The 14846-nt window shown below is 75.3% G+C and carries 14 protein-coding genes and 1 pseudogene; 11 read left to right on the top strand and 4 right to left on the bottom strand.

Annotation, left to right across the window (positions count from 1 at the left end; all coding sequences use genetic code 11):
* Positions 1 to 107: 107 nt before the first annotated feature.
* Positions 108 to 1094, top strand: a complete 987-nt coding sequence (locus ACIRRH_RS10135; protein ID WP_403064456.1) for an ABC transporter ATP-binding protein — start codon at positions 108 to 110, stop codon at positions 1092 to 1094.
* Between the two features lie 46 nt (positions 1095 to 1140).
* Here the strand turns inward: ACIRRH_RS10135 and ACIRRH_RS10140 are convergent, their stop codons facing one another.
* Positions 1141 to 1323 carry a hypothetical protein gene (locus ACIRRH_RS10140; RefSeq protein WP_224281393.1) on the bottom strand — a complete coding sequence of 61 codons (183 nt, stop codon included), beginning with the start codon at positions 1321 to 1323 and terminating at the stop codon, positions 1141 to 1143.
* A 166-nt stretch (positions 1324 to 1489) separates the two neighbouring features.
* A complete protein-coding gene (locus ACIRRH_RS10145) occupies positions 1490 to 3040 on the bottom strand; it encodes an AMP-binding protein (RefSeq protein WP_403064460.1) in 1551 nt (516 codons plus the stop codon).
* A gap of 218 nt (positions 3041 to 3258) precedes the next feature.
* Here ACIRRH_RS10145 and ACIRRH_RS10150 point away from each other — a divergent pair, with 218 nt between their 5' ends.
* From ACIRRH_RS10150 to ACIRRH_RS10185, 8 genes and pseudogenes are all read left to right on the top strand, one after another.
* Positions 3259 to 3852, top strand: a complete 594-nt coding sequence (locus tag ACIRRH_RS10150; protein WP_403064463.1) for an AAA family ATPase — start codon at positions 3259 to 3261, stop codon at positions 3850 to 3852.
* 121 nt (positions 3853 to 3973) lie between these two features.
* A pseudogene (locus ACIRRH_RS10155) lies at positions 3974 to 4207 on the top strand (transferase); the annotation flags it as partial.
* 194 nt (positions 4208 to 4401) lie between these two features.
* Entirely contained in the window at positions 4402 to 5154 is a 753-nt protein-coding gene (locus tag ACIRRH_RS10160; protein ID WP_403064465.1) for a thioesterase II family protein, read from the top strand.
* A gap of 159 nt (positions 5155 to 5313) precedes the next feature.
* On the top strand, positions 5314 to 6552 hold the full coding sequence (locus ACIRRH_RS10165) for a styrene monooxygenase/indole monooxygenase family protein (RefSeq protein ID WP_403064467.1): 1239 nt from the start codon (positions 5314 to 5316) through the stop codon (positions 6550 to 6552).
* A gap of 64 nt (positions 6553 to 6616) precedes the next feature.
* Positions 6617 to 7090, top strand: coding sequence for an archease (locus tag ACIRRH_RS10170; RefSeq protein ID WP_403064470.1), 474 nt, complete (start codon positions 6617 to 6619; stop codon positions 7088 to 7090).
* 76 nt (positions 7091 to 7166) lie between these two features.
* Complete coding sequence (locus ACIRRH_RS10175; protein ID WP_403064473.1) at positions 7167 to 8594, top strand: RtcB family protein; 1428 nt, start codon at positions 7167 to 7169, stop codon at positions 8592 to 8594.
* A gap of 102 nt (positions 8595 to 8696) precedes the next feature.
* Positions 8697 to 9728 carry an ABC transporter ATP-binding protein gene (locus tag ACIRRH_RS10180; RefSeq protein WP_403064476.1) on the top strand — a complete coding sequence of 344 codons (1032 nt, stop codon included), beginning with the start codon at positions 8697 to 8699 and terminating at the stop codon, positions 9726 to 9728.
* The gene (locus tag ACIRRH_RS10185) at positions 9725 to 10558 is read left to right on the top strand and encodes an ABC transporter permease subunit (protein WP_403064479.1); all 834 of its coding nucleotides are present in this window, start codon (positions 9725 to 9727) and stop codon (positions 10556 to 10558) included. The genes ACIRRH_RS10180 and ACIRRH_RS10185 overlap by 4 nt, the downstream gene beginning before the upstream one ends.
* A gap of 8 nt (positions 10559 to 10566) precedes the next feature.
* On the opposite strand, the gene ACIRRH_RS10190 is transcribed toward ACIRRH_RS10185, so the two are convergent.
* A complete protein-coding gene (locus ACIRRH_RS10190) occupies positions 10567 to 11478 on the bottom strand; it encodes a LysR family transcriptional regulator (RefSeq protein WP_403064482.1) in 912 nt (303 codons plus the stop codon).
* Between the two features lie 189 nt (positions 11479 to 11667).
* On the opposite strand from ACIRRH_RS10190, the gene ACIRRH_RS10195 reads away from it, so the two are divergent.
* Positions 11668 to 12348, top strand: coding sequence for a type 1 glutamine amidotransferase domain-containing protein (locus ACIRRH_RS10195; protein WP_403064485.1), 681 nt, complete (start codon positions 11668 to 11670; stop codon positions 12346 to 12348).
* 149 nt (positions 12349 to 12497) lie between these two features.
* Here ACIRRH_RS10195 and ACIRRH_RS10200 read toward each other — a convergent pair whose 3' ends face one another.
* Positions 12498 to 14027 carry a carboxylesterase/lipase family protein gene (locus tag ACIRRH_RS10200; protein WP_403064487.1) on the bottom strand — a complete coding sequence of 510 codons (1530 nt, stop codon included), beginning with the start codon at positions 14025 to 14027 and terminating at the stop codon, positions 12498 to 12500.
* A gap of 110 nt (positions 14028 to 14137) precedes the next feature.
* On the opposite strand from ACIRRH_RS10200, the gene ACIRRH_RS10205 reads away from it, so the two are divergent.
* Positions 14138 to 14767, top strand: coding sequence for a TetR/AcrR family transcriptional regulator (locus ACIRRH_RS10205; RefSeq protein WP_403064490.1), 630 nt, complete (start codon positions 14138 to 14140; stop codon positions 14765 to 14767).
* Positions 14768 to 14846: the final 79 nt, after the last annotated feature.

The following is a 14846-nucleotide window of genomic DNA, read 5'->3' on the forward strand; positions in this document are numbered from 1 at the left end:
GGAGCGGCGGCCGGGAGCGGCGGCCGGGCCGTGACAGCGGCCCGGTCCGCCGGGACAGTGGAGAGCGGTGCGATGAAGCAGACAGTCGAGACAGGAGACGAGCGGTGATGAGCACTCCCCAGGAGCGGACGGTCGCCGAGGCCCCCAGCCTCCAGGAGCTCCAGCAGCGGGCCCTCGCCGCCGCCTCGCCCAAGGCGCACGGCGCGGGGGCGGCCATCGTCTGCGACCGGCTGGTCCGGATCTTCAGCGCGGAGGGGGTCGAGGTCCAGGCCCTCCAAGGCCTGGAACTGACCATCGGACAGGGCGACCTGGTCGCTCTGGTCGGCGCCTCCGGCAGCGGAAAGTCCACCCTGCTCACCATCCTCGCGGGGCTGGACGTGCCGACCGCCGGCACCGCCACCGTGGCCGGCTGCGACCTGCTGGAGATGTCCGTCAAGGAGCGGCTGCGCTACCGGCGCGAGGTGGTCGGTTTCATCTGGCAGCAGACCGCCCGCAACCTGCTGCCCTTCCTCACCGTCGCCGAGAACATCGCCCTGCCGATGCAGCTGCGCGGTCGTCGTTCGGGCGCCGGCGGGGCCAAGCAGCAGACGGCCCGGGTGGCCGAGCTGATGGAGGCGCTGGAGATCGGCGGGCTCGCCCACCGCAAGCCCAACGAGCTCTCCGGCGGCCAGCAGCAGCGGGCGGCGATCGCGGTGGCGATGGCCAACAACCCGCCGGTGCTGCTCGCCGACGAGCCCACCGGGGAGCTGGACTCGGAGACCGCCGGGGTCATCTTCGAGTCCTTCCGCACCGTCAACCGCGAGCTGGGTGCCACCGTCGTGATCGTCACCCACGACCCGATGGTCGCGGGTGAGGTCCGCCGCACGGTCGCGATCCGGGACGGGCGGACCGCCAGCGAGGTGCTGCGCCGCACCGTGACGGACGAGCACGGCGAGGAGTCGGTGAACGAGCGCGAGTACGTGATGCTGGACCGCAGCGGCCGGGTGCAGCTGCCGGTCAAGTTCCTGGAGTCGCTCGGCATGGAGCACCGGGTGGCGGTCGACCTCGCGGCCGACCACATCGAGGTCCGCCCGGACGACCTCGCCGGGCACTGACCCGGAGCGCGTCCGGTCGGGCGGCGGCCGTCGCCTCCCGGGACGGTCAGCCGTCGCCGCCCGTCCGCTGGAAGAGGCCGCTGCCCTCGGCGTCCGCACGTAGGTCGGGCGGCGCCTCCTGCGCGGCGCGCTCGCCGCGGGAGGTGGCGGTGCAGAGGGCGAAGACGATCAGGGCACTGGCCGCCACGGCGAGGATGCCCAGTGCGGTCAGGACGCGTAGCCAGGTCAAGGGAGTGCCTCCTGGGGGACGGTGCGGCCCACACCGAGACGTACGACGCTGCCGGGGATGTGTCGGCAGGTCGGGCCGCACGGTCGAGTGCCCACGGACGGTTCTTCCCGCCGGGTGGCGCACGAGAGGTCGCCCGCGTGGGCGCTCGAAGCACTTGTGGGGCGCGTCACGCCCTGTCGCGCGCCCCTGCAGTGGCGGACGGCCGTCCGGTCCCGCCGGCCACCTGGGCCCGCAGGGCGGTGAGGTCCGGCTTCCCGAGGCCGTTCAGCGGGATCGCGGGGAGCAGCAGGAGGGCGTCCGGGGCGCACCGGCCGAGGCCGTGCGCCCGGCCCCAGTGGTGCAGTTGTTCGGCCGTCAGCCGCGAGCCGGGGGTGAGGGCGACGGCGGCGTGCACCCGCTCCAGGCGGTCCGGGTCGGTGGTCGTGAACATCACCGCTTCGCGCACCTCGGGGTGGGTGCGCAGCGGCTCCTCGATCTCGCGGGGGAACACGTTGTGCCCCTCGACGATCGCCATCGGGTCCCGCCGCCCGGCCACCGTCAGATAGCCGGCCGCATCCAGGCTGCCCAGGTCGCCGGTGTGCAGCCAGCCGTCCCGGAGCACCCGCTCGGTCAGTTCCGGGTCGCGCCAGTAGCCGGCCATCGCGGTCGGCGTGCGGACGCAGATCTCCCCGGTCCGGTCCGGCGGCAGCTCGGCGCCGCCCTCGTCCAGGATGCGCAGCCCGGTGTCCGGGTACGGGCGGCCGGCGGTGCTCAGCAGCCGCGGTGCCAGGTGCTCGTCCGGGCTCAGCCGGGCGACCGGACCGCACTCCGTCAGGCTGTAGGTCTGGTGCAGCACCCGGCCCAGCCGCCGGGTCGCCTCGGCGAGGCGCCTCGGCGAGGGCGCGCAGCCGGTGTAACCGACCCGGCGCAGGCTGCCGGTGTCGGTCGTGGGCAGCAGCGGGTGGTCCAGCAGCCGGTACAGCAGGTGCGGCGGCAGGTACGTCCGGGACACCCGGTGCCGCTCGACCGCCGCCAGCACGGCCCCGGCGTCGAACCCGTCCTGCATCACCACCGTGCCGCCCGAGGCCAGTGCCAGGTCCGCCGAGGTGCCGCCGCCGTGGCAGAGCGGAGTGCACAGGAGGAAGACCGAGCCGGACAGCAGCGGTGGGCGCGGCGGCCGGGCGAAGCGGCGCAGCACCCCCTTCGGGCGGCCGGTGGTGCCGCCGGTGAACCGCACCGCCATCACGTCCTCGGGCCGGTAGCGAGGTTCGAGCGGGGCGGGCGAGCAGGCTGCGGCGAGGTCCAGCAGGTCCGTGCCGAGCCCGAGCGGTGACGGGCCCAGGGAGAGGAGGACGGCCGAGGGCACGGCCCGCCCGAACCCCTCGGCCGCCGCCGCGCACCGGGCCGGGTCGAAGACCAGCGCGGAGGTCCCGGCGAACTCCGCCAGCGCCACCTGTTCCGCGACCGGCCCGTCCGGGAACGGCATCGCCACCCGGCAGCCCAGCAGGTTCGCGGCCAGGCGCACCAGCAGTGCCTCCGGCCGGTTCCCGGCCAGCACCGTCACCCCGTCCCCGCGCCCGAGCCCGGCCCGCTCCAGCGCACGGGCGGTGCGGTGCACCAGGTCCAGGCACCGCTGCCCGCTCCACGCCTCGTCCCCGTACCGGATCGCCACCCGAGCGGGGTCGCGCGCCAGCCCGTCCAGCACCGACCCGGTGTACGTCGGAGCCGCCTCAGTCATGGCCAGCCCTCCTGTCTGACGGTGCGTCAGCCTAGTGGACGGCCGGTCCCACGGATGCACTGCGGTCGACCGGGGCCCCACCGGCACCGGCGGGCGCGGGGGCGGACCCGGCCGGGGCGAGCAGTCGTCCGACGTTGTTGTTAGGGTTCCCGGTCGGACGTGAACGGGGGCTCGGGCTGGTGGGCAGCGGGGTGGACGCGGTCGTGGCGCCGTGTGGTGTGGTCGATCTGCGGGGCGAGGCCGGGGCGGGGTTCGTCACCGCCTACCCGGCCGACGCCGTCGTGGTGGTGTCCGGGCTCCCGGGGGCCGGGAAGAGCACGCTGCTGCGGCGCTGGTCCGGGGCGGCGGTCCGGTCCGTGGACCCGCGGACGGTGCACGAGGCCTGCGAGGCGGTGATGCCCGCCGCCCTGCCGTACGCGGTGTACCGGCCCTGGGCCCGGCTGGAGCACTTCCGGCTGCTGCGCTCCTCGGTGCGCGCCGGCGGTCCGCTGCTGGTGCACGACTGCGGCAGCCGCGCCTGGATGCGGCGCTGGCTCGCCCGGGAGGCGGTCCGCCAGGGCCGCGAACTGCACCTGGTGCTGCTCGACGTCGGCGCCGTCACCGCGCTGGACGGTCAGCGGGCCCGCGGCCGGCACGCCTCCAGCCGGGCCTTCGCCCGCCATCGCCGAGGCCTGGAGCGGCTGATGGCCGCCTTCACCCGGCACGTGCGCTCCGGCGGGCCGATGCCGACGCCGGAGGCCTCGTCCGTGCTGCTGCTGGACTCCGTCTCCCGCTCCCGCGCCCGGACGGTGCGCTTCGGGGCTGCGGGCTGAACCTCGGTCGCAGGCCCGGACGTCGAACCGGCCGTGCCGATGGCCGTCCGGGCCGATCCCGCAGAGCAGGTCCCAGCGCACGGCGCAGGGCGGGTTCTCGTACGCGGCGATGGTGATCCACTTCTTCTGCGACGGCGGCGGCAAACGCGACGACCCCGAGAAGGTGGTCGACCTGCTCGCCCCCGGCGGCATGCTGGTGCTGGACGACTTCACTCCTTCGGTGCACTGGCCGCCGCGCTTCCAGGGCGAGGTGGACGAGCTGCGCCTGCGCTACCTGACCCACCCCGTCCTGGGCGCCACCGAGGTGCTGACCACGCCGGCCAGCGCCGCCGTACTGGCCGTACGGCGGGCCTGACCGGTCCGTAAGGCCGCCGGGCCGCCGGTCCGGGCCCAGCAGCAGCCGGCCCCGGGCGGCGAGGGGGCACCGGCCGGGGAGCACGGGCGACAACCGGCCCACCCGGGGCCATGATCGCCAGAACGCTCCCGCGGCCGCTCCCGGCACTGCCAGACTGGGGGCAGAGTCCGTCACGGAGAGAGGTCACACCCCGCATGCCCAGCAGCGCCGTCGTCGAGAATCCGTGGTTCCGCAGGTTCAACCCGTCCGACTCCGCGCCCGCCCGGATCGTGATCTTCCCGCACGCCGGCGGCTCGGCCAGCTACTACCTGGAGTACGCCAACGCGCTGGCGCCGCACGCCGACGTGCTCGCCGTCCAGTACCCGGGCCGGCAGAACCGCATCGGTGAGCCGACGATCGACTCGGTGACCGGGCTCGCCGAGCAGCTCGCCCGGGAACTGCGGGAGTGGGCGGACCGGCCGCTCACCTTCTTCGGGCACAGCATGGGCGCGGCCGTCGCCTTCGAAACGGTCCGGCGCTTCGAGCGCGACGGCGTGAAGGGGCCCGAGCGGCTGTTCGTCTCGGCCGGCCGCGCGCCCTCGCTGCCCCGGACGACCACGGTCCACCAGCTGCCGGACGACGAACTGCTCGCCGAGATCTCCGCGCTCGGCGGCACGGACGACCGGGTCCTCGCCATGCCCGGCCTGCGCGAACTGATCCTGCCGAGCCTGCGGGCCGACTACACGGCCGTCGAGACCTACTGCAGTGCCCCGGACGCGACCGTGTCGCTGCCGATCACCGCCATGGCGGGGGAGTCCGACGCGCACGCCACCGTCGACGAGGTCGTCCAGTGGGAGCGGCACACCACCGGCGCCTTCGACCTGCGGGTCTTCCCGGGCGGGCACTTCTACCTGGCCGATCGGACCGAGTCCGTGGTGGAGCTGCTCACCGCGCACCTGCGCGGCTGAGCCGGTCGGGGCGGGCGCCCGGGGCGGCAGCCCACCGGGAACGCGAACCGGACACCGCGCCGGCCGTCGAACCGATGTGCCCGCATCGGTGACCGGAGCGCTCCCGCTCGACTACTGTGCCTGCTTGACGGATCATCAGCAGATCATCGGGAGGAAGCCGTGCGCCGGATCGCCGTTGTCGGAGCGGGCCAGGCCGGCCTCCAGCTCGCGCTCGGGCTGGTGGCGGACGGGTACCGGGTGACACTGGTCGCCGAGCGCACCCCGGAGCAGCTGCGCGGTGGCCGGGTGCTGTCCACCCAGGCGATGTTCGGCCCCGCGCTGCGGATCGAGGCGGAGGCCGGGCTGGACCTCTGGGCGGAGCAGGCGCCGGCCGTGTCCTCGGTGGAGGCGGTGCTGGCGGCGCCCCCGGGCGTGCGGGCCCTGGAGTACACCATGACGCTGGACGAGCCCGCCCAGTCGGTGGACCAGCGGCTCAAGCTGGCCGGCTGGCTGGAGCTGCTGGCCGAGCGCGGCGGCGAGGTCGAGTACCGGACGCTGGACCGTGGCGGGCTGCACGAGCTGGCCCGCCGGCACGAGCTGACCGTGGTCGCGGCCGGACGCGGCGCCCTGTCCGGGATCTTCGAGCGCGACGCCGTCCGCTCGCCCTTCGACCGGCCGCAGCGGGCGCTGTCCTGCCTGTACGCGCACGGCGTCGGCTCCCCGGACCCGGGCGCCGGGCCGAGGGCCCGGATGAACGCCCTGCCCGGTCTCGGCGAGCTGTACCTGCAGCCGGCGCTCACCCTCTCCGGCCCCTGCGACATCCTGCTCTGGGAGGCGCTGCCCGGCAGCCCGCTGGACGCGTTCGGCGACGCACCGCCGCCGGACGTCCAACTGGACCGGATCCGCGAACTGTTGGGCGAGTACCTGCCCTGGGAGGCGGAGCTCTGGACGGAGGCCGAGCCGACCGACGCCGGGGCCGGCCTGTTCGGCGCGGTCACCCCGGTGGTGCGGTACCCGGTGGCGGAGCTCGGCTCGGGCGTGGACGCCGTCCACGTGCTGGGCCTCGGCGACGCGGTCGTGGTGACCGACCCGATCACCGGACAGGGCGCCAACAACGCCGCCCGGGCGGCCGAGGCCTACCGCCGGGCCGTCGTCGAGCACGGCGACGCCCCGTACACGGCCGACTGGATGTGCCGCACCGCCGAACGGTTCTGGCAGCAACAAGCCCGCCACAGCGTGGAGTTCACGGCCGCGATGCTGACCGTGCCGGACCACCTCCAGGGTGTGTTCGCGGCCGCCGCCGACCACCCGGAGGTCGGTCGTCGGCTCGCCAACACCTACGCCGAGCCGAGCGACCACGCCGCCTGGCTGGCCACCCCCGAGCTGGCCGCCGCCTACCTGGCCTCGGTCGGAGCCTGACGGACCCGCCCGCACTTGCCTCCGGGTGGCCCGCGGGACGACGCTGGAGGGAGGAGGGCAACGGGTGCGGGAGGCGTCGCTCGTGGACGGACGCGAGCCCGCCGGCCGGTCCGCCAGCGGCCACCGGAGCGTGCCGCACACGGCCGACCTGCGGGTCGAGGCCTGGGCGCCGACGGCCGAGGGCTGCATCGGCGAGCTGGTGCACGCCGTCGTCGGCAGCTTCGCCGACCTCACCGGCGCGCGGATCGTCGGCGAGCGCGGCTGCACCGTCCTCGCGGTGAGCGACCCGGACCTGCTCGCGGGCGTCCTGGAGGAGGTCATCTACCGGATGGACGCCGACGGCGAACTGCCGGTCGCGGTGGCGGTCGGCCCGATCGAGGGCCTGGACGGGGCCCGCCGGGTGACGGTCCGCTTCCGGATGGCGGACGCCGCCACGGCAGCCCTGGTCGGCGCCGTGCCGAAGGCCGTCTCTCTGCACGACCTGGACCTGAGCGCCGGGCCGGACGGCTGGACCTGCCGGGCCACCGTCGACGTCTGAACCGCCCGGACAGGCCGTCCGGACAATCCGTCGGGACGGCTCGTCGGGAGCGGGTGAGCGGAGCGGGGTGAGCGAGGTGGAGATCGCACTGGCCGAGGCGGGCCGGCACCGCTGGCGGATCGAGCCGCGCCCGCCGATGCGGGTGCCCGGCGTGGTGTTCGCGACCGGCGAGCTGCTGCCGCAGGCCGCCGGGGACAAGGCGCTGGAGCAGGTGGCGAACGTGGCGACGCTGCCCGGGATCGTCCGGGCCTCCTACGCGATGCCCGACGTGCACTGGGGTTACGGCTTCCCGATCGGCGGGGTCGCCGCCACCGACGTCGAGCGGGGCGGAGTGGTCTCGCCCGGCGGGGTGGGCTTCGACATCTCCTGCGGGGTCCGGCTGCTGGCGGCCGGCGTCAGCCGGGACGAACTCGACCGGGAGCGGATCGGCCGCCTGATGGACCTGCTGGACCGCACCGTCCCGCGCGGCCTGGGCCGGGGCGGCCTGTGGCGGCTGTCCGGACCGGAGGAACTGGACGAACTCCTGCTCGGCGGTGCCCGCTACGCCGTCGAGCACGGCCACGGCGTACCCCGCGACCTGGAACGCTGCGAGGACCGCGGCGTGCTGGCCGGCGCGGCCCCGGGCGAGGTGAGCACCCGGGCCGTCGAGCGCGGGCTGCAGCAGGTCGGCAGCCTCGGCTCGGCCAACCACTTCCTGGAGGTGCAGGCCGTCGACCGGGTGCACGACGTCCGGACCGCCGCGGCCTTCGGACTGCGGCCCGGCCAGATATGCGTCATGATCCACTGCGGTTCGCGCGGCCTCGGCCACCAGATCTGCACCGACCACGTCCGCGCCATGGACCGCGAACTGCAGCGCTACCGGATCGAGCTCCCGGACCGCCAGCTCGCCTGCACCCCGGTCGACTCCCCGCGCGGTCACGCCTACCTGGGCGCCATGACCGCCGCCGCCAACTACGGCCGGGCCAACCGGCAGCTGCTCTCCGAGGCGGCCCGCCGCGCCTTCGCCACCGCGCTCGGCGTCGGGCTGGAACTGGTCTACGACGTCTCGCACAACCTCGCCAAGCTGGAGACCCACGAGGTGGACGGCGAACCGCGGAGGCTGTGCGTGCACCGCAAGGGCGCCACCCGGGCGCTGCCGCCCGGCGACCCCGACCTGCCCGCCGACCTGGCGGAGGCCGGGCAGCCCGTGCTGGTGCCGGGGACCATGGGCACCGCCTCGTACGTGATGGTCGGCCTGCCCGGCAACGAGGCCTTCTGCTCCGCCTGTCACGGCGCCGGGCGGGTGCTGAGCCGCCACCAGGCGCTGCGCACCGTGCGCGGCGAGCGGCTGAAGAGCGAGCTGGAGGCACAAGGGATCGCGGTGCGGCCGGCCTCCTGGCGGGCGCTGGCCGAGGAGACGCCCGAGGCGTACAAGGACGTCGACGCGGTGGCCGCCGTCACCGAGGCCGTCGGGCTCGCCCGCCAGGTCGCCCGGCTGGTGCCGTTGGGCGTGTGCAAGGGGTGAGCCGCCGCGCCGGTCCGGGCGCGTCCCTCGACTCGCCCGGCCGGGCGCGCTTGGATGTCGGACGCATCCGTTGCAGCAGCGCACCCGTCACAGGAGGTGGTCATGCCGGGGAACCCGGAGCCGGCCGTGGATCGCCGTGGCACCGGAGGCGGCCCGGTGATCGAACTGCGCTCGCTCACCAAGCGCTACGGCGCCACGGTCGGCATCGAACGGCTGGACGTGTCGGTCGAGGCCGGCGAGGTGTTCGGCCTGCTCGGCCCCAACGGCGCCGGCAAGACCACCACGCTGCGCTGCCTGGTCGGCCTGCTCAGCCCCAGTGACGGGCAGGTGCGGGTGCTCGGCCTGGACCCGGTGGCCGACCACGGTCGGCTCGCCCCCTCGATCGGCTACCTGCCCGGCGAACTGCGGCTCTACCCCGAACTCACCGGGCAGCAGACCCTCGACCTGCTCGCCGCCCTCCAGGGCGCCCCGGTGCCGCGCCAGGGCGAGCTGTGCGAGCGGCTGAAGCTCTCCCGGGCCGACCTGGCCCGACCGGTGGGGGAGTACTCGCGCGGCATGAAGCAGAAGCTCGGGCTCGTCCAGTCGCTCCAGCACCGGCCGCCGGTGGTGGTGCTGGACGAACCGAGCGAGGGGCTCGACCCGCTGGTCCAGGAGACCTTCTACGAACTGCTCGCCGAGGAGACCGCGGCCGGGCGGACCGTCCTGCTCTCCAGCCACGTGCTGCCCGAGGTGCAGCGGACCTGTGGCCGGGTCGCCATCGTCCGCCACGGACGGCTGGTCACCGTCCGCTCCGTGGCCGAACTGCGCCAGGCCCGGGCCCGCCGGGTCAGGCTGGTCCTCGGCGACGGGCGGGGTGCCAGGCCGCTCGGTGCCGCCGAGCGGTGGTCCCCGCGCTGGGACGGTCCGCGGGTCGAGCTGCTGGTGCCGCCCGACGAGGTGGTCGCGGCCGTGCGCACCGTGCTCGCCGAACAGGCGGTGGCCGACCTGACGGTGGAGGAGGCGGGCCTGGACGAGGCCTTCCTCGACCTCTACCGGTCCGTCGGGGCGGAGGAGTCCGCCGGGGCCGAGGGTTCCTTCGGGGCCGAGGAGTACCCGCACGGCTGTCGCCTGCCGGAGCCGGAGGAGCGGCCGTGAAGCCGGGTACCGTCAACCGCCGCCTCCCGCTGGTCTGGCTCGCCCTGCACCGGCGCCGCCGGATGCTGCTCTCCCTGCTGTTCGGGATGGTCGTCTTCGAGACCCTGATCGTGGTGATCGCCAGTACCGTTCCGACCGACGAGCTGTTCGGTGCCCGCCGCACCCCGCCCGGCGCGTTCAAGGCCTTCAGCGGCTCCAACGGCGACGTCTCCATCGCCAGCTACCCCGGCCTGCTCGGCGCCGGACTCACCCACCCGTTCTGGATCGCCCTCCTGCTGACCGCGATCGGCTCGCTCGGCGCCGCCGCCGTCGCGGCCGACGTCGAGTCCGGCACCATCGAGCTGCTGATGACCCGCCCGCTCTCCCGCCGCCGGCTGCTCGCCGAGCGGGCCGGCGCCCTGATCGCCGCCACGGTGCTGCTCAACGCCGCCGCCACGCTGACCCTCGCGCTCGGAGTGGCGATCTCCGCGCCGCTGCGCGCGGCCGTCCCGGAGGGCGCGGTGTTCACCGCCGGACTGCTCGGCTGCGCCCTCGCGTTCTGCCTGACCGGACCGGTGCTGGCGGTCTCGGCGCTCAGCCGGCGGCGGGCCCATGTGATCGGCGCGGCCGTCGCGTTCGGCGCGGTCGGGTTCGCGGTCAACTTCGTCGCGCTGGCCTGGTCCCCGGTCAGGTCGTTGCGCTACGTCAGCCCGTTCCACTACTACGCGCCGGGCGATGTGCTCGCCCACGGCGGGGTGCCGTGGGCGGCCTTCGGGGTGCTGATCGGGGTGGGGCTGCTCGGGCTGGCGGCGGCCTTCCGACTGCTGGAACGGCGGGACCTGGCGGTCTGAGCCGAGCGTCAGCCCCAGCTGCGGGCCGCGGCCAGCAGGCGTTCGCGGACCAGGGCCACGTGGGGGTTGGCCGGGCCGGCCGGGCGGCGGACCAGGTAGGCGGTGTTGATCGGCGGATCGGCCGGCTCGTGCAGCAACCGCAGGGCCCCGGAGGCGAGTTCGGCCCTGCACAGGTAGCCGGGCAGCACGCTCCAGCCCGCGCCCGCGGTGACCGCAGAGAGCACCGCCCGCAGGTCGGGCACGGTGACCGCGGCCCGGGCGTGCAGCCGCCGGTCGAAGACGTGCCGCCAGTAGCGGCGGGCGATCGGCAGGTCCTCGGCGTAGCTGAGCAGTGGGACCTCGGTCAGCGCACCGGGCAGCTCCCGGCCGGCCAGCCGTTCGGCCCAGACCGGGGCCGCGACCAGGACGAACTCCTCGTCGGCCAGCGGTTCGGCGAGCAGCGTCCGGCCGCGCGGACGCCGGGTGGCGATCACCAGGTCGTGCTGCCCGGCCCGCAGTTCCGCCAGCAGCGGGTCGGTCAGCCCGGTGGTCACCCGCAGCTGGACGCCCTCCGTGACCAGCGGGGCCAGCTCGGCCAGCAGGGTGGTGCCGAGGAACTCGGCCGGCCCGGCGAGGTGGACCGGCTCCGGCACGCCGCCGTCGCGCCCGTCGGCGAGGCCCGCGAGCTGGTCCAGCGGCACGGCGAGGCGGGCGGCGAGGTCGTCGGAGCACGGCAGCGGGCTGACCCCGCGGGCCCCGCGCTGGAACAGCTCCCGGCCGAGCCGCTGTTCCAGCGCCCGGATCTGCGCGGTCACCGTGGACTGCGACAGGCCCAGCAGGTGCGCGGCCGCGGTGAAGGAGCCCACCCGGTGCACGGCGAGGAAGGTCCGCAACTGGTTGAGGTCCAGCGGGCCGGAGCCGGTGGTCAGCCGATCGCTCATGCCGGCCAGCCTACGGGATTCCGATGGCTCGACGGTCGGCTCGACGATCCGGGTGAGGCATCGGAATCCCGATGCCTCACATCGCGTGGCCCATTGGTTCCCGCGGGCCGGGCGCGTCTAGCGTCGACGGCGTGAGCGCCGCGGCAGGCCGTCGCGGCGCAGAACCCGGCACCCCTGGAGGCACGCCCCATGGCCGACATCCTGTTCGTCCTCACCGGTTCGAAGGTCTGGACCCTGAACGACGGCACCGCGCACCCGACCGGTTTCTGGGCGGAGGAGGCGGTCGTCCCGTACCGCGCCTTCGCCGAGGCCGGCCACCGGGTCACCGTCGCCACCCCGGGCGGCGTCGTCCCGGTGGCGGACCGGGCCAGCCTGACCGATCCGGCGATGGCCGAGGAACTGGCGAAGATCGCCGAGTTCCGGCAGCCGCTGGTGCTGGCCGAGGTCGACCCGGCCGACTACGACGTCGTGTTCTACCCGGGCGGCCACGGCCCGATGGAGGACCTGGCGGTCGACGCCGACTCCGGCCGGCTGCTGACCCGGGCGCTCGCCTCCGGGCGCCCGCTCGGAGTGGTCTGCCACGGTCCGGCCGCACTGCTCGCCGCGCGGACCGAGGACGGCGTCTCGCCCTTCGCCGGATACCGGGTGACCGGCTTCACCAACGCCGAGGAGACCCAGGCCGGCCTGGCCGACCGGGCACCGTGGCTGCTCCAGGACCGGCTGGTCGAGCTCGGCGTGGACTTCGAGGAGGGCGAGCCCTGGGCGCCGCACGCGGTGGTCGACCGCAACCTGGTGACCGGTCAGAACCCGGCCTCCTCGGCCCTGGTGGCCGCCGGGCTGCTGAAGCTGCTGGCGGACGCGGCGAAGTAGCGGCCGCACAGCGGGCCCCATGCGAGCGGGTGAGCGACGGAGCGCGCGCATGTGCCGCACCCGTCGCTCACCCGTACGGGTGGGGTGCCCAGGGCCTGTCGCGGATCCGCCGGACCGGCCCTCGGGCGTCCCGTCGTGCCGGGCCTCCGTCAGCGGAGGTCGTAGGCGGTGAGGGGGCTCCCCGTCCAGATCCGGCGGGTGGCCTGCTCCGGGTAGCGGACGGTCTCCGAGCGGGCGTCCAGGACCCGGGTGAGCTGCCCGTCCGGATCGAAGGCGGGCCACCCCGGGTCGCCGGTGGTGGCGAACCGGACCCAGGCCTGCCGCAGTTCCGCCGAGACCCGGACCGCCTCCGGCGGAGGCGGGTCGCCGAGGACGTGCCGCGCCGCCGGGCTGTCCAGGCTGCCGAAGGCGAGCGGCACGTCCAGACCGTGGCAGGCGCCGAAGACGCCACCGAGGGCGGGAGCGGGCAGGGCGAGCTCGAAGAGGTACGAGGTGCCGCCGGCGGCCGCGTTGGCCTCGGCCAGCCGGAGGGACGGCACCCGGAACAGGGCGTCGGAGCTGGCGGCTTCGACGAGCTCGGAGGGCGTCGCGCCCGGGAAGGCGGCCCGGTAGGCGTCCGGGCCACCCGGTGGCGGGGCGAACAGATCCAGCGAAAGCCGGGCCTCCTCCTCGGTGAAGGTGCCGTGCCGTCCGCTGAGGACGCTGAACAGCCGGAACTCGTCCCGGGTGTGGCCGACCAGCAGCTCGACGCCGTCGGCGAGCGCCGACCACGGAGAGCCGGGCAGGACCTCGCCGTCGACCACCGGGACCGTGGCGATGCCGCTGTGCGCCAGGCGGCCCCAGCGCGCGAGGTGCTCCGGCAGCGCGGTGCCGAGTTCGGTGACCGCCGAGGCCAGGCGCCACGGGTGCACCTCGGCCAGCGCGGCGGCGGTGGGGGCCGTACCGAGCAGCTTCGCGAGCTCGGCGGTGACCTCCGCGGCCAGGGCGGGCGTGCAGTGGTTGCCCGGCACGGTGTGGGCGACGGCTCGCCGGAACAGGCCGCGGGCCTGGTCCATCGCCAGCAGGGCGGCGACCGACCCGGCGCCGGCGGACTGCCCGGCGACGGTCACCTGCGCCGGGTCTCCGCCGAACCCGGCGATGTTGCGCCGGACCCAGTGCAGGGCGGCGATCTGGTCGAGGAAGGCCCGGTTGGCCGGGGCGCCCTCCAGCAGTGCGAAACCCTCGGCGCCCACGCGGTAGTTGATGCTCACCACGACCAGCCCGGCGGAGGCCAGGGCGGTCGGGTCGTACAGCGGGTCGCCGGAGGCCCCGGAGATGAACCCGCCGCCGTGGATCCAGACCAGGACCGGCAGCCCGGCCGCGCCCGGATCGGGTGTGCAGACGTTGAGCGTCAGCCAGTCGGTGTCCTCGGACGTTCCGGGGGACTCGGCGGGCAGCGGCCCGGACTGGGGGACGACGGGGCCGAAGGCGGCGGCCTCACGGACGCCGTCCCAGGACTCGGGCTCGACGGGCGCGGCGAAGCGGAGGGCTCCGACGGGTGGCTGGGCGTAGCGGATGCCGCGGAAGACCGCGAGTTCCCGGCCCGCTCGCTGTTCCTGTCGCTGGTCCTGCCCGCGCTGCGGCTCCCAGCGGCCGCGGACGAGTCCCTCGGTGGTGCGGACGACGGGTTGCTCCGGCATGTGGACGCTCCTCCCTCGGAAGGCTTTCCACGTTATCGGTCGACTGTATTGTGTCAAGCGTATGGAAAAGAGTCCGCCGCGCGTGGAGAGAGCCCGAGGAGCCGCCGCCCATGCCGAAGCAGGTCGACCACCGGGAACGCCGCGAGATGATCGCCCGTGCGCTGTGGCGGGTCGTGGAGCGGCGCGGCGCCACGCACCTGACGATGCGCGAGGTCGCGCAGGAGGCCGGCATCTCGCTCGGGCAGCTCCAGCACTACTTCGACTCCCGGGCGCAGATGCTCTCCTTCGCGATGGACTTCGCCGGCGAGCAGAGCGCACTGCGGGTCGGCCGGGCACTGGGAGCGCTCGGCGAGCGGCCGCACCCGCGTGACGTGCTGAGGGTCATGCTGGTCGAACTGCTTCCCCTGCACGCCGACGCGCGGGCGACCAGCCGGATGAGCGCCGCCTACGTGCTGGAGGCGCTGCACGACGAGGAGGTCCACGCACGGGCCCGCGACGGCCTGCTCCAGGGGCGGGCGATGGTCGAGCAGGTGGTCCGGCAGGCGATCGCCGACGGGTACCTGGCGTCCGACCGCGACCCGGTGGTGGAGACCGACCTGCTGCTCGCGCTCACCGGGTTCACCACGCTGCTGGAGCTGGACGTGATCGAGCCCGCCGCCGTGCTCACGGCCGTCGACCGGCACCTGGAACGGCTGTTCGCGCTGCCGGGCGGTGCGGGTGGGGCCGGGGGCCGTCGGTGAGGCGGCGGGTGGAGGTGACGGCGGTCCGTCCGGGGCACGGGCCGAGGCGTGGCAGGCTACCCGGGTAGCACCGCCGCCC

Source organism: Kitasatospora sp. NPDC101235 (assembly GCF_044767505.1).
Classification (GTDB): Bacteria; Actinomycetota; Actinomycetes; order Streptomycetales; family Streptomycetaceae; genus Kitasatospora.